The sequence below is a fragment of the Hydrogenophaga sp. 70-12 genome, from assembly GCF_001897365.1.
Lineage (GTDB): Bacteria > Pseudomonadota > Gammaproteobacteria > Burkholderiales > Burkholderiaceae_C > Hydrogenophaga > Hydrogenophaga borbori.
In genome coordinates, this window is record NZ_MKSS01000042.1 from 1 (window position 1) to 21419 (window position 21419).

General features: G+C 73.5%; 12 protein-coding genes. 11 read left to right on the plus strand and 1 reads right to left on the minus strand.

The window, feature by feature from the left end:
• Window positions 1-141 precede the first annotated feature (141 nt).
• Window positions 142-525 carry a hypothetical protein gene (locus tag BGO22_RS03130; RefSeq protein ID WP_286848848.1) on the minus strand — a complete coding sequence of 128 codons (384 nt, stop codon included), beginning with the start codon at window positions 523-525 and terminating at the stop codon, window positions 142-144.
• Between the two features lie 106 nt (window positions 526-631).
• Between BGO22_RS03130 and BGO22_RS03135 the strand changes: the two genes are divergently transcribed.
• From BGO22_RS03135 to BGO22_RS03185, 11 genes are all read left to right on the plus strand, one after another.
• Window positions 632-1828 (plus strand): ROK family transcriptional regulator, encoded by a 1197-nt coding sequence (locus tag BGO22_RS03135; RefSeq protein ID WP_286848851.1) that lies wholly within the window; start codon window positions 632-634, stop codon window positions 1826-1828.
• 140 nt (window positions 1829-1968) lie between these two features.
• On the plus strand, window positions 1969-3462 hold the full coding sequence (locus BGO22_RS03140) for a sugar ABC transporter ATP-binding protein (RefSeq protein ID WP_286848853.1): 1494 nt from the start codon (window positions 1969-1971) through the stop codon (window positions 3460-3462).
• Entirely contained in the window at window positions 3443-4444 is a 1002-nt protein-coding gene (locus tag BGO22_RS03145; RefSeq protein ID WP_286848856.1) for an ABC transporter permease, read from the plus strand. Before BGO22_RS03140 ends, BGO22_RS03145 begins: the two co-directional genes overlap by 20 nt.
• A 59-nt stretch (window positions 4445-4503) precedes the next feature.
• The gene (locus BGO22_RS03150) at window positions 4504-5466 is read left to right on the plus strand and encodes a substrate-binding domain-containing protein (RefSeq protein WP_070400726.1); all 963 of its coding nucleotides are present in this window, start codon (window positions 4504-4506) and stop codon (window positions 5464-5466) included.
• 125 nt (window positions 5467-5591) lie between these two features.
• Window positions 5592-6650: a sugar phosphate isomerase/epimerase family protein gene (locus tag BGO22_RS03155; RefSeq protein WP_286848859.1), complete on the plus strand. Its 1059-nt coding sequence runs from the start codon at window positions 5592-5594 to the stop codon at window positions 6648-6650.
• On the plus strand, window positions 6647-7792 hold the full coding sequence (locus BGO22_RS03160; protein WP_286848862.1) for a Gfo/Idh/MocA family protein: 1146 nt from the start codon (window positions 6647-6649) through the stop codon (window positions 7790-7792). Before BGO22_RS03155 ends, BGO22_RS03160 begins: the two co-directional genes overlap by 4 nt.
• 124 nt (window positions 7793-7916) lie before the next feature.
• Window positions 7917-8639: a response regulator transcription factor gene (locus BGO22_RS03165; protein ID WP_070400723.1), complete on the plus strand. Its 723-nt coding sequence runs from the start codon at window positions 7917-7919 to the stop codon at window positions 8637-8639.
• The gene (locus BGO22_RS03170; protein WP_286848867.1) at window positions 8636-10312 is read left to right on the plus strand and encodes a FecR domain-containing protein; all 1677 of its coding nucleotides are present in this window, start codon (window positions 8636-8638) and stop codon (window positions 10310-10312) included. The genes BGO22_RS03165 and BGO22_RS03170 overlap by 4 nt, the downstream gene beginning before the upstream one ends.
• Window positions 10313-10334: 22 nt before the next feature.
• Window positions 10335-12662 (plus strand): CHASE2 domain-containing protein, encoded by a 2328-nt coding sequence (locus tag BGO22_RS03175; protein WP_286848870.1) that lies wholly within the window; start codon window positions 10335-10337, stop codon window positions 12660-12662.
• A 295-nt stretch (window positions 12663-12957) separates the two neighbouring features.
• A complete protein-coding gene (locus BGO22_RS03180) occupies window positions 12958-19746 on the plus strand; it encodes an SdrD B-like domain-containing protein (RefSeq protein WP_286848873.1) in 6789 nt (2262 codons plus the stop codon).
• Between the two features lie 53 nt (window positions 19747-19799).
• Window positions 19800-21419, plus strand: a 1620-nt coding sequence (locus tag BGO22_RS03185) for an OmpA family protein (RefSeq protein ID WP_286848876.1), incomplete at its 3' end; no start/stop codon positions are given.

Here is a 21419-nt window from a genome sequence, read left to right on the forward strand (position 1 = left end):
CTCGGCGGACAAGCGCTTTCGCCACCACCTGCGCCTGAACGTGGGGCATCCCCGGCTGGATCAGCTCGACGCGGCGCTCAAGACCCTGGGGCGCCTGGTGGGCTGACGCCGTCCCGGTCCCGCGCCGCCGGGGCCTGGGGCTCAGCGCGCGTCGGACAGCACCGCCCGCAGCGGCTCGGGAATGGCCCGCGGCGGCAGCCGGTGCAGCTGGGCCACCGCCGCCAGGAAGCCCTCGCGGTCCGCGCGCACCGGCCCCAGGTAGCGCAGCACGCCAGCCGGCCGGCAGATCGCCACGCTGGGAAACGCGGTGATGCCCAGCTCATCCGCGTCCAGGCCCTCGTCCTCGATGTCCACCCAGTGCAGCGCCTCGGCGGGCAGGTCTGCGGCCACCTCGCGGAAGGCGCGGCACTGGGTGCACCACTCGGCGCAGAGCACCACGATCGACACCTCGGGCGGCAGGGCAAGGGCGCTGGGGTTCATGGCGGTGGTGGAGTCGCCGATGGACCGGACGTTCCCTTGGTTCACCTCGGTTTGGCCTGATTTGGGTCAAAGTTCGGACTTTTCGGGCCGAATTCGGCCCACTAGCATGCCGGGCAATGCCAGGCCGCAGCGCCGGCAGAGGAGACAAGACGTGAGCTGGAAAGGCCTCAAGAACGGCGAAAAGACGCTGCTCGACCACGTGTTCTGGTCGAGCGGCATCTCGCGCGACGCGCTCGCGGCGGCGTCCTCTTATTCCAAGAGCCGCGCCAACGCCGCCGTGGCCGAGCTGCTCGAACAGGGCCTGCTGGAGCCCACCGGCGAACTCGCCAGCACCGGCGGGCGCCGCGCCGAAACCCTGCGACTGAGCCGGGGCCTGGGCGTGCTCATCGGCGTGGCCGTGGGCGCCACCGGCCTGGAGGTCGGCGTGCTCAGCCCCGACCTCACCGTGCTCGCCCACCACAGCGAACCCGCCGACGTGCGCGACGGCCCCGCGCCCGTGCTCTCGCGCATCCGCGCGCTCATGCGCGATCTGCTCGCGCGCTGCGGCGTGCCGCCGCGCCAGGTGATCGCCATCGGCATCGGCCTGCCCGGCCCGGTGGACTTCGACACCGGCCAGCTCGTGAACCCGCCGCTGATGCCGCAGTGGGACGCCTATTCCATCCGCGACGACCTGGCGGCCGACTTCAGCGCGCCCGTGTTCGTGGACAACGACGTCAACGTGATGGCGCTGGGCGAGCTCTGGCGCATGCAGCGCGGCCTGCAGAACTTCCTGGTGGTGAAGGTGGGCACGGGCATCGGCTGCGGCGTGGTCTGCCACGGGCAGGTCTACCGCGGCGCCAACGGTTCGGCCGGCGACGTGGGCCACATCTGCGTGGTGCCGGACGGTCCGCGCTGCCACTGCGGCAACCTCGGCTGCGTGGAGACCCTGGCCGCCGGCCCCGCCATCGCGCGCATGGCCACCGAGGCGGCCGAGGCCGGTCAGAGCCCGCGGCTGGCGCGCCTCATCGCCGAGCGTGGCCCGCTGCGCCTGCAGGACGTGGCCGAGGCCAGCCGCGCGGGCGACATGGCGGCCAACCAGGTGGTGCAGCGCGCCGGCGCGCTGGTGGGGCAGATGCTGGCCTCGGTGGTGAACTTCTTCAATCCCTCGCACGTCTTCATCGGCGGTGGCATCACGCGCGTGGGACCGCTGTTCCTGGCCGCCGTGCGCCAGAGCGTGTACCACCGCTCGCTCGCGCTCTCCACGCGGCACCTGGAGATCCAGTACACCCCGCTGGGCGAGCGCGCCGGGCTCATCGGCGCGGGCGTGCTGGCCATGCAAGAAAGCCTGCGGCAGATGGAGGCGGCGTAAGTGAAACACCCCCCGCGCCGCCTCGCGGCTCCCCCCTCTCTCGCCTGCGGCGGGAGGGGGGCGCACCCTGAGGCCTGGCAGAGCCAGTTCCTCGGGTGCCCTGGGGACTTCGCTGGCGCCCGCCGGCTGGGGGCACTGACATGACGGGCGTGCGCGTGGCGCTGCGCGGCATCGTCAAGCGCTTCGGGCCGGTGCAGGTGCTGCACGGCGTGGACCTGGCCTTCGAGCCCGGCCGCATCGTCGGCCTGCTGGGCGAGAACGGCGCCGGCAAGTCCACGCTGATGAAAATCCTCGCCGGCTACGAGCCGCCCAGCGAGGGCGAGCTGCGCGTCAACGGCCGCCTCGTGCGTTTCGACGGGCCGCGCGCCGCCGAGGCCGAAGGCATCGTGCTGATCCACCAGGAATTCAACCTGGCCGAAGACCTCACGGTGGCGCAGAACATCTTCCTGGGCCACGAGAAGCGGCGCGGCTGGTGGCTGGACGACGCCGCCATGCGCGCCGTGGCGCGCCGCGTGCTGGACGACGTCGGCCTGCGCCAGCTGGACCCCGACGCGCGCGTGCGCGAACTCATCGTGGCCGAGCGCCAGCTGGTGGAGATCGCCAAGGCCCTGTCGCGCCGCGCGCGCGTGCTCATCATGGACGAGCCCACGGCCACGCTCACGCCCGGCGAGACCGGCCGCCTGTTCGAACTCGTCGCTCGGCTCAAGGACGAGGGCGTCGCGGTGGTCTTCATCTCGCACAAGCTCGACGAGGTGGAACGCCTCACGGACGAGGTGGTGGTGATGCGCGACGGCCGCGTCGTGGCGCGCGAGCCCACGGCCGAGCTCACGCGCGCGCAGATGGCGAAGCTGATGGTGGGCCGCGAGCTGGCCGACCTCTACCCGCCGCGCGCCGAGGTGCCGGCCGGCGCGCCGGTGCTGCTCTCGGTGCAGGGGCTCAGTGTGCCCGGCTGGGCGCAGGACGTGAGCTTCGAGGTGCGCGCGGGTGAGATCCTCGGCTTCGCCGGTCTGGTGGGCGCGGGGCGCACCGAGCTGTTCGAAGGCCTGCTGGGCCTGCGCGAGCGCACGGTGCGCGCGATCGACATCGCGGGCGTCCCCTGCCGGCCGCGCTCGCCGCGCGAAGCGGCCAACGCCGGCCTCACCTACCTGAGCGAGGACCGCAAGGGCCGCGGCCTGCACGTGCGCTTCGGTCTGCGCGAGAACCTCACGCTCATGGCCCTGAACCGTCACGCGCGGCCCTGGCTCCAGCCCGCCAGCGAGGCCGCCGCGCTGGAGCAGGCGGTGCGCGAGTTCGGCATCCGCTGCGGCTCGCTGGACGTGAACGCGGGTTCGCTCTCGGGCGGCAACCAGCAGAAGCTGGCGCTGGCCAAGGTGCTGCACCCCGGGCCGCGCGTGGTGGTGCTGGACGAGCCCACGCGCGGTGTGGACATCGGCGCCAAGCGCGAGATCTACGCCCTCATCCGCCGCCTGGCCGACGAAGGCCGCGCGGTGGTGGTGGTTTCGTCCGAACTGATGGAACTCATCGGCCTGTGCCACCGCGTGGCGGTGATGCGCGCGGGCCGCCTGCAGGCCACGCTGTCGGCCGCGCAGCTGAACGAACAGGAGCTGATCGCCCATGCCACCGGAACGCACTGACGCCTCGGCCGCCCCGGCCCCGACCCGCCGCGGCTGGCGCCTGCCCACGCTCGGCCCGCTGCTCGGCCTGGCGCTGCTGTGCGTGGCCGGCACCTTGCTCAACGGCGAGTTCGCCACCGTGGACAACGCCATGAACGTGCTCACGCGCACGGCCTTCATCGGCATCATTGCGGTGGGCATGTGCTTTGTCATCATCTCCGGCGGCATCGATCTGTCGGTGGGCTCCATGGCCGCGCTGATCGCGGGCGTGACCATCCTGCTCATGAACAAGCTGGTGCCGCTGGGCTGGCCGCCGGTGGCGCTGGTGCTGGTGGGCATGGCCACGGCCGTGCTGCTGGGCGCGCTGTTCGGCCTGGCGCACGGCCTGCTCATCACGCGCGGGCGCATCGAGCCCTTCATCGTCACCCTGGGCACGCTGGGCATCTTCCGCGCCTACCTCACCTACTTCGCCGACGGCGGCGCGCTCGCGCTGGACAACGACCTGGCCGACGCCTACGGCCCGGTCTACTACGGCAGCCTGCTGGGCGTGCCGATCCCCGTGTGGGTGTTCGCGCTGGTCGCCATCGGCGGCGCGCTGATGCTCCAGCGCACGGCCTACGGCCGCTACGTGCAGGCCATCGGCTCCAACGAGCAGGTGGCGCGCTACGCGGCGGTGGACGTGGACCGCACCAAGGTGCTCACCTACACCCTGCTCGGCGTGTGCGTGGGCATCGCCACGCTGCTCTACGTGCCGCGCCTGGGCTCGGCCTCGCCCACCACCGGCCTGCTGTGGGAGCTGGAAGCCATCGCGGCGGTGATCGTGGGCGGCACCGCGCTGCGCGGCGGCGCCGGCAGCATCGGCGGCACGGTCATCGGCGCCATCCTGCTCTCGGTCATCAGCAACATCCTCAACCTCACCAGCATCATCAGCGTATACCTCAACGCGGCGGTGCAGGGCTTCGTGATCATCGCCGTCGCATTCATGCAGCGGCGGCGTCCCTAGGGCTTGCAACAAGGCCCTGTTTTCCTCTGTCAGCACCATCACCCCTCAAGGAGACAAGCATGAAGTACCGTTCCCGTCTGCTCGCGCTGGCCGCCGTGGCCGCGCTGGGGCTGTCCAGCCCGCTGCTGGCGCAGGCCCAGAACAAGGTGAACCTGGGCGTGGCCATCCCGGCCGCCACCCACAGCTTCGCCGCCGGCCTGGTGTACTGGGCCAACGAAGCGAAGAAAGAACTGGAGAAGGACCCCAACATCAAGGTCACCATCAAGACCGCCAGCGGCGCGCCCGAGCAGGCCAACCAGCTGCAGGACCTGGTGACCGCGACCAAGATCGACTCGCTGGTGATCCTGCCCTTCGAATCGGCCGCGCTCACGCGCCCGGTGCAGCAGGTCAAGGCCAAGGGCGTGTACGTGACCGTGGTCGACCGCGGCCTGACCGATACCAGCGCGCAGGACGCCTATGTGTCCGGCGACAACACCGCCTTCGGCAAGGTGCCGGCCGAGTACCTGGCCAAGTTCCTCAACGGCAAGGGCAACATCGTCGCGCTGCGTGGCATCCCCACCACCATCGACAACGAGCGCATGGACGCCTTCACCGCGGTCATGAAGAACCACCCGGGCATCAAGATCCTGGACGCCAAGCACGGCAACTGGAACCGCGACGACGCCTTCAAGGTGATGCAGGACTTCCTCACGCGCTTCAAGGAGATCGATGCCGTGTGGGCGGCCGACGACGACATGGCCTTCGGCGTGCTGCGCGCCATCGAGCAGGCCAAGCGCAAGGACATCAAGATCGTGTTCGGCGGCGCGGGCGCCAAGTCCATGGTCAAGACGCTCATGGACGGCAGCAACCCGCTGATCCAGGCGAACGTGTCCTACTCGCCCAAGTTCCTCTACGAGGCGATCAAGATGACCGCGCTGGCGCGCAAGAAAGGCGAGAAGCTGCCGGCCTCGACCATCGTGCCGTCGGTGCTCATCACCAAGCAGAACGCCAAGGACTTCTACTTCCCCGACAGCCCGTTCTGAACAAGGAAACGCCCCCGCGGCGCTTCGCGCCACCCCCTCAAGGGGGCGACACCTGAGGCCCGGCAAAGCCGGTGCCTCGGTGTCTCTGGACGATGCGCAGACACTGCCGCCGGAAGGATCTCTTTATGAAAACGATTCAAGGCCCCGGGATCTTCCTGGCCCAGTTCATCGGCGCGGCCGCGCCCTTCCATACGCTGGAGGGTCTGGCGGGCTGGGCCGCGTCGCTCGGCTACCAGGGGGTGCAGATCCCCACCAGCGACGCCGCCATCTTCGACCTGAAGCGCGCCGCCGAGAGCGATGCGTACTGCGACGAGGTGAAGGGCCTGCTGGCCGCGCACGGCCTGCGGGTGACGGAGCTCTCCACCCACCTGCAGGGCCAGCTGCTGTGCGTGCACCCGGCCTACGACCTGCAGTTCGATGCCTTCGCGGCGCCCGAGGTGCGTGGCAACCCGGCCGCGCGCACGGCCTGGGCGCGCGAGCAGCTGCTGCTCGCCGCGAAGGCCTCGCGGCGGCTTGGCCTGAAGGCCCACGCCACTTTCTCGGGCGCGCTCGCCTGGCCCTACCTCTACCCCTGGCCGCAGCGCCCGCCCGGTCTGGTGGAGGCCGCCTTCGCCGAACTCGCGGCGCGCTGGCGCCCCGTGCTCGACGCCTTCGACGGTGCGGGCGTGGACGTCTGCTACGAGCTGCACCCCGGCGAGGACCTGCACGACGGCGTCACCTTCGAGCGCTTCCTGGACGCCGTGGGCCAGCACCCGCGCGCCAACATCCTCTACGACCCCAGCCACTTCGTGCTGCAGCAGCTCGACTACCTGGCCTTCATCGACCACTACCACCCGCGCATCCGCGCCTTCCACGTGAAGGACGCCGAGTTCCGTCCCAATGGCCGGCAGGGCGTGTACGGCGGCTTCTCGAATTGGATCGACCGCGCCGGGCGCTTCCGCTCGCTGGGCGACGGGCAGGTGGACTTCAAGGCCATCTTCTCCAAGATGGCCCAGTACGGCTACGCGGGCTGGGCCGTGCTCGAGTGGGAGTGCTGCCTCAAGCACCCCGAGGACGGCGCGCGCGAGGGCGCGGCCTTCATCCGCGAGCACATCATCCGCGTGGCCGACCGCGCCTTCGACGACTTCGCCGCCAGCGCCGGCGATGCGAAGACGCTCTCGGCCTTGCTGGGCCTGGCGCGATGAGCCAGGACCGATCGACGCGCCGCATCCGCCTGGGCATGGTCGGCGGCGGCGAGGGCAGCTTCATCGGCGCCGCCCACCGCATCGCCGCGCGGCTGGACGACCAGTTCGAACTGGTGGCCGGCGCGCTCTCGTCCACGCCAGCGCGCGCGCACGCCAGCGCCGCCGCGCTGCACATCGCGCCGGAGCGCAGCTACGCCGACTACGCCGAGATGGCGCGCGCCGAGGCGCGGCGGCCCGACGGTATCGACGCCGTGGCCATCGTCACGCCCAACCACCTGCACGTGCCGGTGGCGCGCGCCTTCGTGGAGCAGGGCATCCACGTGATCTGCGACAAGCCGCTGGCCACCTCGCTGGCCGAAGCCCAGGCCCTGGCGCAGCGGGTGCGCGAGCGTGGCGTGCTGTTCCTGCTGACGCACACCTACAGCGGCTACCCCATGGTGCGCCAGGCGCGCGAGCTGGTGGCCGAAGGCGCCATCGGCGAGGTCCGCATCGTGCAGGTGGAGTACGCGCAGGACTGGCTGGGCGAGCCGCTCGAGCGCCAGGGCAACAAGCAGGCCGCCTGGCGCAACGACCCGAAGCAGGCCGGCCCGGCCGGCGCGCTGGGCGACATCGGCACGCACGCCTACCACCTCGCGGGCTACGTGAGTGGCCTGCGGCTGGGCGAGCTGGCGGCCGAGCTGAGCACCTTCGTGCCGGGCCGCCCCTTGGACGACCACGTGCAGGTGATGCTGCGCTACGAGGGCGGCGCGCGCGGCATGCTGTGGGCCAGCCAGGTGGCCAGCGGCAGCCGCAACGGCCTGCGCCTGCGTGTGTACGGCAGCACCGGCTCGCTGCAGTTCGACCAGGAAAAGCCCGAGGAACTGTGGCTCACCCGCCCCGGCCAGCCGTCCCAGTGCCTGTACCGCGGCGTGCCCGCGCGCGCCGGCGTGGCGGCCCTGCCGCACCGCATCCCCGCCGGCCACCCCGAGGGCTACCTGGAGGCCTTCGCCCAGCTCTACCGCGACTTCGCGCGCGCCTGGCGCGGCGAGGCCGGGGTGGCGCTGCCGGGGCTGGCGGAGGGCCTGGAGGGCATGGCCTTCATCGAGGCCGTGTTGCGCAGCCACCGCGAGGGCATGCGCTGGGTGCGCTTGTTCACGCCCTGAGCGGGAAAACCCGGGGCCGCGGTCGACAGGCGGTCTTGGTTTGTTACCAAGCGTGTAGGATCGCCTTTTCATTTACTGCATTTGCAGTAATTTTTGGGTGAGCAGGACCGAGGGGAGCGGCGGGATGCGCTTGGCCGCACTGGATGACGACGTGTCGCAGCTGGACCTGATCCAGCGGTCGGTGAAGGCGATTGGTTACGAGTGCCAGGTGTTCGAGCGCGGGCAGGCCCTTATGCGTGAGCTGCGCCGCGACAGCTTCGACCTGCTGATCGTCGACTGGCAGCTGCCCGACATCGCGGGCCCGGACGTGGTGCGCTGGGTGCGCGCCCACCACGAACACCCGGTGCCCATCCTCTTTCTCACCAACCGCAGCGAGGAGCGCGACATCGTCGAAGGCCTGGGCTGTGGCGCCGACGACTACATGACCAAACCCATCCGTGTGCACGAGCTGATGGCGCGCGTGAAAGCGCTCATCCGGCGCAGCTACCCGCCGCAAGACAGCGCGCTGCTGCGCTTCGGCGGCTACTGCATCGACCTGGCGGCGCGCACCATCGCCTTCGAGGGCCGGCCGATCGAACTCAAGCAGAAGGAGTTCGAGCTCGCCCGCTGCCTGTTCGCCAACCTGGGGCGCCTGCTGTCGCGGGCCTACCTGGCCGAGACGGTCTGGGGCCGCGCGGTCGAGGTGCCCTCGCGCAGTCTGGACACGCACGTGTCCTCCCTGCGCGCCAAGCTCGAGCTGCGCCCGGCGCGCGGCTACCGCCTGAGCGCGGTCTATGGCCAGGGCTACCGGCTGGAGGCCGTGGGCGACGGCGCGCACGCGCTGCCGCTCGCGGGGGCGGCGGCGTGAGCCCCCGCCGCCTCGCCGCCCTCAGCGCCCTCGCCCTGCTCACCGCCGGCGCTGGCGCGCCGGCCCAGGCCGAGGGCCCGCTGACGCCCTACGAGGTGCGCGCCGGCGACACGCTGTACCGGCTCGCCCAGCGCTACCTGGAATCGCCCGAGGACTGGCGCGCGCTGGCGCGGCTGAACCGCGTGAGCGACCCCAAGCGCCTGCCGATCGGCGCCACGCTCTTGGTGCCCGCCGACCGCGTGCGCGGCGTGGCGCGCCACGCCACGGTGCTGTACCTCAAGGGCCTGGTGGTGGCGGACGCGCCCGCGCGCGAGCTCCAGGTGGGCGACGAGTTGCCCGAAGGCACGGCCCTGCGCGTGCACGAGGGCGCCTTCGTCGGCCTCGGCCTGGCCGACGGCTCCACGCTGCACCTGCCGGCGCGCAGCCAGCTCACGCTGGAGCGCCTGCGCCAGTCCGATGGCATCGGTGGCGCCCGCAACACCCTGCGGCTGGACCGGGGCCGCGTCGATTCGCGGGTGCGCCCGCAGCCCACGGGCTCGCGCTTCGACGTGCGCACGCCGCTGGCCGTCACGGGCGTGCGCGGCACCAGCTTCGGCGTGGCCCTGTCCGAGGACGGCGCGCGCGCCTTCTCCGACGTCATCGCCGGTCGCGTGGCCGTGGCGGCCGGCGAGCTGCCGCAGGCGCCGGTCGAGCTGGGCGCGGGGCAGGGCGCGGTCACCGAGTCGGCCACGCAGGCGCCGCGCGTGCTGCCGCTGCTGCCGGCACCGGCCCTGGGCGCGGCGGAGCTGCGCGTGGAGCGCCTGCCGCACGCGCTGGCCCTGGCGCCGCTGCCCGGCGCCCAGGCCTACCGCCTGCAGGTGGAAGAAGCGGCGGCGGGCGCCGACGGCCAGGCCACGGCACGGGTGCTGTTCGACGCGGTCGCGCGCGGCGCCCCGCCGCCCTTGAGCGGGCTGCCCGACGGCGAGTACCGCCTGCGCCTGCGCGCCATCGACGCCGAGGGCCTGATGGGCGGCGAGGCCACCGCGCGCCTGCGCGTGAAGGCCACGCCCATCGCGCCGCTGGCGCGCTCGCCCGAAGCGAACGCGCTGGTGGGTGTGGGCCGCGTGGCGCTGCGCTGCACCGAGGTGCCCGGCGCCATCGCCTACGATCTGCAGGTGTCCCGAGACCCCGCCTTCCAACAACCCTTCGCCGAAGCGCGCCAGAGCGGCCGCTGCGCGTTCGAGGTGCCGATCGCCGAGCCCGGCGCGCTGCACTGGCGCGTGGCCAGCGTCGCGCGCCGCGCCGACGGCGCGCTCGACCGTGGCCCCTTCAGCGACCCGAGTCCGCTGACCCTGGTGCCGCCGCCGTCCGCGCCCGCCGTGCCCGAGGCCGGCGAGGACGGCCAAAGCCTGCACTGGGCCGGCGCGGCGGGCCACCGCTACCGCGTGCAGTTGGCCAGCGACGAGGGCTTCACGCACATCCTGCAGGACCTGGAGGTCGACCAGCCCTCGGTGCGCCTGGACCTGCAGGCCTGTCGCCCGTATTTCGTGCGCCTGCGCAGCCGCTCGCCCCAGGGCCTGGACTCGCCGTTCTCGGCGCCGCGCCGCGTGGGCGCGCGCGCCGGCCTGTGCAGCCACGATGGCGTGCCGGTGCGTTCGCCCCACGGCGTGGACTGGGACACCCAGCCGCGCTGACGCGAAGCCGAGCGCGGTCCGCATGCGCCCCTCCACCCCCATCCCCTCGCTGCCGGCGCCCGTCGCGGTGTTCGGCCGCTGGGGCCTGTTCTGGGGCGCGATGCTGCTCGCCGCCGCGCTGGCGGGTTTTGCCAACGGGCTGGGCCGCGTCGACCTCGCGCTCACCGACCAGATCGCCGCGCTCGACACGCGGCCGGTCTCGCCCGAGGTGCTGGTGGTCGCCATCGACGAGCGCAGCCTCGCCGCGCTGGGCCGCTGGCCCTGGCGGCGCGCCGTGCACGCGGCCCTGCTGGACCAGCTGTCCACCCAGGGGGCGCGGGCCATCGGCCTGAACCTGCTGCTGGGCGACGCCGACGCCGCGCACCCGGGCGACGACGAACGCCTGGCGGGCGCCATGCGCCGGGCCGGCCGGGTGGTGCTGCCGATGTACGCGCAGTGGCCCGACGGGCTGCGCGTCGAACCCGCGCTGCCCCTGCCGGTGCTGCGCGGGGCGGCGCACGGCCTGGGCCACATCCACGTCGAGCTCGACGACGACGGCGTGGCGCGCAGCGTCTTCCTGCGAGAAGGCGCGGGGGACCAGCGCTGGGACCATTGGGTGCTCGCCCTGCTGGCCGCCGGCGGCGAGGCCGTGGACCCGGCGCGCCTGCCCGGCGCGCGCCGCGGTGCCGCGCCGGCAGCGGACGAGGGCGTCTGGCGGCGCGACCACCACGCGCTCATTCCCTACGCGGGGCCGCCGCAGCAGGTGGCGCGCGTGTCCTACATCGACCTGCTCGAAGGCCGCGTGCCGCCCGAGCAACTGCAGGGCCGCTACCTGCTGATCGGCGCCACCGCGGCCAGCCTGGGCAACGGCTACGCCACGCCGATGGCCAGCCGCGACAGCCTCATGCCCGGCGTCGAGGTCTCGGCCCAGCTGCTGGACGCGCTGCGCCAGGGCGTGCACCGGCGCGCCGCCACGCCCTGGGAGAACGCCGCGTTCAGCGCGCTGCCGGTGCTGCTGGCGGCGCTGGCGCTCACGCGCTGGCCGCCGCGGCGCGCGCTGTGGTCGCTGCTGGGCCTGGTGCTGCTGGTGGCGGTGTCGGCCTGGCTGCTGCGCCGCGCGGCGGGCGTGCAGGTGGCGCCGCTCGCGGCGCTGCTGGGCCTGGCGCTGGCCTACCCGGCCTGGGCCTGGTTCCGCCTCGATGCGGTGGTGCGCTACCTCGGTGGGGAGTTCCGCCAGGCCCAGCGCGGCGGCGTGCTCGCCGCGCCGCTGCCGGCCACTGGGGGCGGCGATCCGCTGGACCACCAGATGCGCGCCATGGCCAGCGGCGTGCAGCAGCTGCGCGCGCTGCAGCGGCTGGTGCACGACAGCCTGGACAGCCTGGGCGACGCGGTGCTGGTGCTCGACGACCAGGGCCGCGTGCGCCTGGCCAACGCCGCCGCCGCGCGCTACTTCGGCGACGCCGAGCAGGGCCTGCGCGATCAGCCCCTGCTCGGGCTGCTGGCCGCGCGCCTCACGCTGGCCGACCGCTCGCCGCTGCCCGAGCTGCGCGCCGCGCTGCAGGGCCGCGGCGGCCAATGGCACGTGATGGACGCGCAGCGGCGCGACCTGGTGCTCAAGTGCCACCCGCGCCTGTCGGTGGACGGCCGCCTGGACGGCAGCATCGTCAGCCTGGTCGACATCTCCAGCGTGCAGCAGGCGCAGCGCCAGCGCGAGGAGGCCCTGCGCTTCCTCTCGCACGACATGCGCGCGCCGCAGTCGGCCATCCTCACCCTGCTCGAACTCGAGCGCCTGGAGCCCGGCGCCGACCCTCGGGTGCTGGAACGCATCGAGGCCCACGCGCGCCGCGCGCTGGCGCTGGCCGAGGACTTCGTGCAGCTGGCGCGCGCGCAGTCCGACGCCTTCGAGACCGAAGCGGTGGACCTGAGCGACGTGCTCATCGACGCCGCCGACCGCCACTGGGACCAGGCGCGCGCGCTGTCGGTGGAGATCCTCACCGAAACGCCGCCCGCGCCGAGCTGGTGCCGCGCCGACCGCGAGCTGCTCACGCGCGCCGTGGGCAACCTGATCGACAACGCGCTCAAGTACGGCCCGCGCGGCGGGCAGGTGCGCTGCCGCCTGGCGCGCGAAGGCGAGCGCCACGTGATCACCGTGATCGACCAGGGGCCGGGCGTGGCGCCCGAGGACCGGACGGACCTGTTCGACCCCTTCAAGCGCCTGGGCCGCGAGGCCCGCACGCGCGGCGCCGGCCTGGGCCTGGCCTTCGTGCAGGCCGTGGTGGCGCGCCACCGCGGCAGCGCGCGGGTGGGCGGCGTGTCGGGAGAAGGCGCCGAATTCCGCCTCGAGCTGCCGGCGCTCGAGGTCGGGGAATAGGCGCCTCGGCAGGGCCGGCAAGGGGCGCCAGGCCCCGTTCCGTGACGGGTTGAACGCCCCCGCGCTGGGCCACTGTCAAACATTGTCAATTCGCTGGCGCGCGATGAAACGGCTTCTTACATTCGCGCCGCACTGAGCCGAGCGCCCGCCACGACGGCGGCGCGTTCGCCCGACGTTTCCCCCATCCCCTGAGGGTGTTCACACCGCGGTTGCGACCGCGGTGAGGGGGCGTTCGTGCGTCCGCCGCGCGCGGGCGCGGGCGGCGTGGTTTCGGTGCACGAACCGAAGCAGACACATGAAGCCCTACCGAACGTCAATGCCGCAGCGCGCGCTGCGCCGCGCCCTGCTCACCGCGGCCCTTGGCCTGATGGCGCTGGGCAGCGCGCACGCCCAGCTCATCATCTCCAGCATCCCCGACGCCCCGGACCCGGTGCCCGCGGGCGGCACCGTCACCTACACGGTGCGCGTGGCCGAAACCAACGGCACGCCGCTGGCGGGCGGCGCCTTCGGCTTCAGCGTGCCGGCCAATGGCCAGTACGCGGGCACCGGCGCGCTGCCCCCGGGCGTGAGCTGCAGCGGCATGGCCGAGGGCCAGACCGGTCCGGGCCTGCTGAACTGCAGCGGCATCGACCTCGGACCCAACGCGGTGGCGCAGGTCCCGCTGCGCGTGCGCTCCACCCTGCAGGGCACGCTGTCGGTGACGGCCACGCCCACGCCGGGCGGCGCGGCGCAGACCGAGCTGACCACCGTCAACGCCGGCGCCGACCTGGACCTGTCGCTCAGCGCGCCGGCCAACGCCTCCGCCGGCAGCACGCAGAGCGTGGTGCTCTCCGTGACCAACCACGGGCCCGACGCCTCACCCAGCTCGCTGCTGAGCTACAGCATCCCGCCGGGCTTCGCGCTCACGGGCACGCCCGCGGGCTGCTCGCTGGCCGGCAGCACGCTCAACTGCAACCTCGGCGCCATCGCCGTCAATGGCTCGCGCAGCGTCACCGTCAACGGCATCGTGGGCGTCGGTGGCGGCTCCACGCTCACGCACACGGCCGACGTCGCCGCCACGGGCGGCGTGGGCGACGGCGTGTCCGACAACAACACGCGCAGCACCAACACCCTGGTGGCGCCGGGCAGCACCGTGTCGGTGGGCAAGACCAAGTCGGCCAGCGACCCGGTGGCCACCGGCACCGCCTTCAGCTTCACGCTCACCCCGCGCTACAGCGGCGACTACCCCACGGGCGTGCAGGTGCTCGACAACGTGCCCGCGGCCTTCTGCTTCGCGGGCGGCGCCACCAGCTTCACCAGCGGCGCCTGGAGCTGCACGGCGTCCAGCGCCTGCCCCACGGCCGCACCGGTGGTGTCGTGCACGCGCAGCGGCGGCGGGGCGGCCGGGGCCAACGTGGCCCTGGGCGACATCGTGATTCCGGTGCAGGCCATCGCCACCGGCGCGGGAGTGGTCAACACCGCCACCATCTCGGCCCCGGGCGCCACCTCGGCCAACGGCTCGGTGGCCACCACCGTGATCGACCCGGTGTCGGACCTGCGCGCCAACAAGGCCAAGAGCTGGCTGCAGGCCGCCGTGCCGCTGAACACGCCGTTCGACTACACGCTGTCCACCACCAACCTCGGGCCCACGCCGTTCCCGGCCAGCGGCACGCTCACCATCACCGACACCCTGCCCGCAGGCCTGCGGCTCAACGGCATCGCCGCGCCAGCGGGCTTCAGCTGCAGCTCCAGCGCGGGCGCCAGCTTTCCGCAGGCCGGCCCGGTCACGGTCACCTGCACCAGCAGCAACCTGGCGCTGGCGGTCGACGCCACCACGCCGGGCATCACGCTCACCGTGCAGGCCACCAGCACGGGCGGCGTGCTCACCAACACCGCCTGCGTGGCCGGCACCGGCGGGCCGGTGGACGACAACGCGCCGAACAACTGCGCCTCGGTGGGCGTCACGCCGCAGACGGGCGTCGAGCTGGCCGACGTCTCCGCGCTCAAGCGCGTGATCGGCACCGGCGACGCGCCTGGCAACCGCCAGCTCGCGGGCCAGCCCGTGTTGTGGGAGATCGAGGTCGTCAACGCCGGCCCGGCCACCGCCACCAACGTGGCCGTCACCGACGTGTTCGACAGCGCCTTCAACGCCTCACCGGCCGACTACAGCCTGAGCACCCTGCCGGGCAGCGCCAGCTTCGGCAGCTGCAACGTGGTGGCAACGTCCAGCCACCTCGCGCTCGACAACTGCGTTATCGCCAGCCTGCCGGCCTGCACCCCAGGCCTGGACTGCCCGCGCATCCGCGTCAGCGCGCGCCACTTCGGCGATGGCACCGCGGCCGACCACAACTTCCAGGTCATCAACTCGGCCTTTGTGCTCGCGCAGCAGCAGGGCGACCCGGACCTCGACAACAACAACTCCGCCAACGCCACCGCCTACTACACGGCGCGCGCCGACGTGGCGGTGAGCAAGTCGGACAACCCCGACCCGGTGCCCGCGGGCCAGGTGCTCACCTACACCATCACGGCGAGCAACCCCGCGGCCACCAGCGCCAGCCGCGCCTATGGCGTCTCGATCACCGACACGCTGCCGATCGGCGTGGTCTTCCTCTCGGCCACGCCCAGCGGCGGCGGCAGTTGCGCCACCGCGCCGGCCACGGGCGCCACCACCACGGCGGGCAATCGCACGCTGGTCTGCAGTTGGGCCTCCATCGCGCGCGGCGCGCAGGAGACCGTGAGCCTGCGCGTGCGGCCCCTGGCCGCGCACAGCGTGGTCGGCGGCGGCAGCGGCAGCATCAGCAACACGGTGAGCGTGGCCACCACCACGCCCGAGATCGCCGGCGGCGCGGCCAACAACAGCGCCACCCAGCCGACGGCCGTGACCGCGCCGGTGTTCGACCTGCTGGTCAACAAGACCGACGACGCCGACCCGGTGAACGTGGGCGACGACGTGACCTACACCGTCACCGCCACCAACAACGGGGCGTCCACGGCCGAGAACGTGGTGCTCACCGACACCCTCCCCGCGGGCGCGGGCGCGCCCACCTTCGTCGAGGTGGTGGCGCCGCTGCCATCGGGCGTGAGCTGCAACACCGCTGGTGTCACCGCGGGCGCCGCCGGCGGCAGCATCGTCTGCAGCATCGCGCAGATCGGTGGCACCGGCGCCGGCTCCACCGGCGAGCCGTCCAGCGTGGCGGTTCGCATCCGCCTGCGCGGCGCCGACAAGGGCCAGTACACCAACCAGGCCAGCGTGGCCCTGGCCGACGCGACCCTGAACGCGCTCGACCCGCAGCCCGGCAACAACAGCAAGGGCGAGCCGACCACCTTCCGCTTCAAGGCCGACGTGCAGGTGGTGTCCAAGCGCGCGGTGCGCCCGGGCACCACCACCGCCGTCACCGAGGTGGCGGCCTCGCAGACCTTCGACTGGCTGGTCGAGGTGCGCAACAACGGCCCTCAGGCCGCCGAGACCACCAGCTTCACCGACACCCTGCCGGCGGGCCTGGTGCTCGCCAGCGCGCCCAGCTTCACGATCACCGCCGGCAGCTTCACGCCCGCCGCCGTGAGCTGCACGGGCGTGGCCGGCGACACCGCCGTGAGCTGCGCCATCACCAGCATGCCGGCCAACGGCACGGCCACGGTGCGCATCCCCGTGCGCTTCAGTGGCGCGCCGGCCAACGGCACGGTGCTCACCAACACCGCGCGCATCGTCACCACCGGCTCGGGCGACAGCAACGGCGGCGCCGACCCGAACGGGGGCAACAACTTCAACAGCGGCAGCGTGACGGTGCAGACCTCGGGCGTCAGCGGCCGCGTCTACCACGACCGCAACGCCAACGGCATCAGCGAGGGCGGCGAGCCCGGCGTGGCGGCCACGGTCACGCTCACCGGCACCGACCAGTGGAGCGCGCCGGTGAGCCTTTCCACCACCGCCGACCCGGTCACGGGGGCCTACCACTTCGACGTGCCACCGGGCACCTACACGCTCGCGCTCACGCGCCCGGGCGGCTGGCAGCCAGGCCTCACCCGGGCCGGCGGCGTCAGCGGCGCGGGCTCCAGCCCGGGCACGGTGCCCACCAGCGGCGCCGGCGTCACCGCGGGCCCCAACGGCTCGGACGCGCCGCTGATCCAGACCATCGTGCTCGACGGTGCTGGCGCCGCGTCCACCAACAACTGGTTCGCGCTGCTGCGCGCGGCCAGCCTGGCCGGCAGCGTCTACCTCGACCAGGGCCTGGCCAACGGCCAGCGCGACCCGGGCGAAAGCGGCGTCGCGGGTGTGGCGGTGGCCATCACCGGCACCGACTTCTACGGCAACGCCGTCACGCGCGCGCTGACCACCGACGCCGACGGCCGCTACGCCGTCACCGACCTGCTGCCCGGCAGCTACCAGATCGACGAGACCCAACCCGCGGACCTGGCCGATGGCGCCGAGCACCTGGGCAGCGTGGGCGGCGCGCCGCGCGGCAGCGCCAACCCCGGTGGCGTGAACGACCGCTTCGGTGGCGTCGCGCTCGGCTCGGAAGAGGCCGGCACGGATTACGACTTCGGCGAACTCGGCGGCCAGCTCGGCGGCCACGTCTACATCGACCGCGACAACGACGGCCAGCGCGACCCGGGCGAGCCCGGCATCGCGGGCGTGACCATCACCCTCAGCGGCACGGCGGCCAACGGCGCGGCGGTGAACCGCACGGCGGTGACCGACGCCACCGGCCGCTTCCAGTTCGACGGCCTGCTGCCCTCCGACGCCAGCGGCTACACGCTCACCGAGACCCAGCCCGCCGCCTACGGCGACGGCCTCGACACGGCCGGCCAGGTGAACGGCGCGCCCATGGGCCAGGCCGGCAACGACCTCATCACCGGCATCGTGCACCTGGGCGGCGCGGGCGATGGCTACCTGTTCGGCGAGCGCGCCGCCTCCATCGCCGGCAGCATGTTCAACGACGTGGCCGGCAACGGCGTGCGCGAGCCCGGTGACCTGCCGCTGGCGGGCGTGACCATCACCCTCACGGGCACCGACGCCGACGGCCACCCGGTCACGCGCACCGTGACCACCGGCGCCGACGGCAGCTACCGCTTCGACGACCTGCCGCTGTCCAACGGCGCGGGCTACACCCTCACCCAGACCCAGCCGCCGGGCTACGCCCAGGGCGGCGAGTCGGTGGGCTCGCTGGGCGGCAGCGCGCCCGGCCCCAACACCCTGGTGGTGCCGCTGACCACGCCCGGCGCGCAGGGCACGGGCTACGACTTCTGGGAGCGCGCGCTGGCGCCCTCCACGCTGAGCGGCACCGTCTGGCAAGACAGCGACAACGACCGCCAACGCGCGCCCGGCGAGCCCGTGAAGGCCGGCTGGACGGTGGAGCTGCTGGTCTGCGCCGACGGCAGCGCCAGCTGCGCGCCGGCCGACATGATCGTGCTCGACAGCCGCGTCACCGCGGCCGACGGCAGCTACCGCTTCGAGCAATTGGTGCCGGGTGACTACCACCTGCGCTTCCGCACGCCCTCGGGGCAGGTGATCGGCGGCGCCTGGCCGACCGACCCGGTGCTCAACGCCGCCGGCGGCGCGCACCCGACCACGCCGGGCATGCGCCCGCTGCCCATGATCCCGGTGCCCATCGGCGCCGGCATGGCCGTGGTCAACCAGGACCTGCCCCTGGACCCCAGCGGCATCGTCTACGACAGCGTGACCTCGCAGCCCGTGCCCGGCGCGGTGGTGGAGTTCCGTGGCCCGCCCGGCTTCGATCCCGCGCTGCACCTGCTGGGCGGCAGCGGCAGCGTGACCACGGCGGCCGACGGCCTCTACCAGTTCTTCCTCATGCCCGGCGCGCCGGCGGGGGAGTACACGCTGGTCGTCACGCCGCCCGGTGGCTACATCCATTCGGCCACGCACCTGCCCTCGGCCGGGCCGCTGAACGCGCAGACCTGTACCGCGCCCGCCGGCGTGGTGGACCCGGTGCCGGGCGACCCCTGCGTGGTCTCCACGCCGGCGCCGCTGCCCGGCGTGCCCTCGCCGTACTTCCTGAGCGTGCTGTTCCCCGGGGGCGGCGCGCAGAACGTGGTCAACAACCACCTGCCGCTGGACCCGGTGGGCGGCTCGCTCATCGAGCTGCGCAAGACCACGCCCAAGCTCACCGTGAAGAAGGGCGAGCTGGTGCCCTACGTGATCACCGCGCGCAACACCCGCGCGGTCGCCCTGGCCGACGTGGTCCTGGTCGACACCCTGCCGCCGGGCTTCAAGTTCGTCGCCGGTTCGCTCACCGTGCAGCGGCTGCCGGGCGGCGCCATCGAACCCGTGGTGCCGCTGGTCGAAGGCCGCCGACTCACGCTGCCGCCGCGCGCCTTCGCGCCGAGCGAAACCCTGCGCGTGTCCATGGTGCTCGGCGTGGGCACCGGGGTGGGCGAGGGCATCTACGTGAACCAGGTGCTGGCCCAGCAGTCGGCCACGCAGGCCGCGCTGTCCAACACCGCCACCGCCTCGGTGCGCGTGGTGCCCGACGCGCTGTTCGACTGCACCGACGTGATCGGCAAGGTCTACGACGACCGCAACGCCAACGGCTACCAGGACGAGGGCGAGCCCGGCCTGCCCAACGTGCGCCTGGCCACGGTCAACGGCCTGCTGGTCACCACCGATCCGCAGGGGCGCTACCACATCGCCTGCGCGGCGGTGCCCAAGGAGGGCACGGGCAGCAACATCGTGCTCAAGCTGGACGAGCGCACGCTGCCCTCGGGCTACCGCGTGACCACCGAGAACCCGGCGGCCGAGCGCGCCACGCGCGGCAAGTTCGTGAAGATCAACTTCGGCACCACCGTGCACCGCGTGGTGCGACTGGCGCTGCGCGCCGAGGCCTTCGAGCCCGGCGCCATCGCGCTCCAGCCGGCCTTCGCGGCCGAGCTGCCGAAGGCCATCGCGGCCCTGGCCGAACGCCCCTCGGTGTTGCGTCTGGCCTACCAGGGCGCGCGCGGCGACGCGCCCGAACTGGCCGAGGCCCGCACCCGCGCCGTGAAGGCCGATCTGCTGGAGCGCTGGCGCCGCCACGGGGCCGCGCAGCAGAGCCCCCTGTTCAACCTGGACATCGAGGTCGAGCACGTGTCGCCCTCCGTCGCCCCCTGACGGAGGACCGCATGCACCCCACGCACGCCCCCCGGACCTTTGCCGAGCCGACCATGAACGCCCGCCTCCGCCTGAACCGACGCTTCCGCCACGCGGCCGTCTCCGCCGCCGTGGCCGCCGCCTGCCTGGGCATGGGCGCCGCCGCCGCGCAGGACGCCCGCCCCGGCGGCCACCACAGCGGCGGCGACTGCCGCACCGAGGCCCGCGGCCGCTTCGATGACCGCTGCGCCAGCGACGCGCGCGCCGTCGAGATCGATGGCCGCGACCACCCGCCCGCCGCCGCCGAACGCGAGCTGCCCCGGCTCAGCGTGGTGCTGGGCGATCCGCGCGCGCTGCGCGAGACCACCGAACAGCGCCAGGAAACCGTGCCCGGCGCCGCCGCGCCCCGCGACGAGGCGCACACCGCGCGCTTCGACTCGGGCGAAGACCTGCTGCTGGACAGCGACCGCCAGCGCCTCGACCAGATCGTGGCCCAGGTGAAGGGCCGCCCCGCGCTGCGCTTTCAGATCGTGGGCCACACCGACGCGCAGCCCATCAGCCGCCGCCTGCAGCCGCGCTTCGCCGACAACCACGCCCTGGGCCTGGCGCGCGCGCGCCAGGTGGGCCGCTACCTGGCCGGGCGCCTGGGCCTGCCCGAGAGCGCCTTCGCCTACGCGTCCCAGGGGCCCGACGAGCCCCTGGCCACGCCGCGCGAGGACCGCGCGCACTGGGCCGCGAACCGCCGCGTGGAGGTGCGCGCCTGGTGGACCGACCAGGCGCCGCCCACCACCGTGGTCCACACCACCGTGCGCCGCAGCGACCCGAGCGAGTGCCACATGCTCTCGCCCTACGAGAGCGACGAATCGCCGTTGCGCCTCACGGTGGACGGCGCGCCCCTGATCGGCGCCGACGCGTCCAGCGCGGACCGCCAGCGCTGCATCGACGTGCAGCTGGAGCGCCACCAGCTGCGCCTGCAGGTCGACAGCCTCTCGCAGCCGCGCCGCCTGAACGCCGCCGCCTGGCCCACCACCGTGGCGCCCGGCGACACCGTGCGCTTCGCGGGCCACAGCAACTACCTGCTGTTCCTGCACAAGGCCGAGCTGCGCCTGTTCACCCTGAACGCCGGCGGGCAGCGCCAGCCGCTGGCCGCCATTGCCCTTGACGCGAACCTGCGCGGCGAATGGACCGTGCCCGCGGGCCTGCTCGACGGCCTGGGCGCGGCGCGCGACGGCAAGGTCTTCTACCGCCTGCGCGTGTTCGACGCGCAGGGCCGCTTCGACGAGACCGAGGACTTCTCGCTCACGCTGGCCATGCGCCGCCCCGACGCGGCGCAGCCGCACGAACCCGAGCGCGAGCTGCTGCGCGGCTATGGCGACAGCCGCCTCGCGGTGAGCCACATCCCCATCCGCGCCGGCACCGTCACCGCCAGCGGCCAGGCCATCCGCCCCGACCAGCGCGTGCGCGCGCTGGGCTACGCGGTGCCGGTGGACCCGAACGGCCGCTTCGTTTTCCAGCAGCTGGTGCCGCGCCGCGTGCAGACCGGCGAGATCGCCGTGCTGGAGGCCGACGGTTCGGCGCGCGTCTACCGGCGCGACTTCGAGCTCCCGAAGCAGGACGGCTTCTTCATCGGCCAGGCCGACCTCACCCTGGGCCGCCAGCGCGTCAGCGGACCGGCCGCGCTGCTGACCATGGAC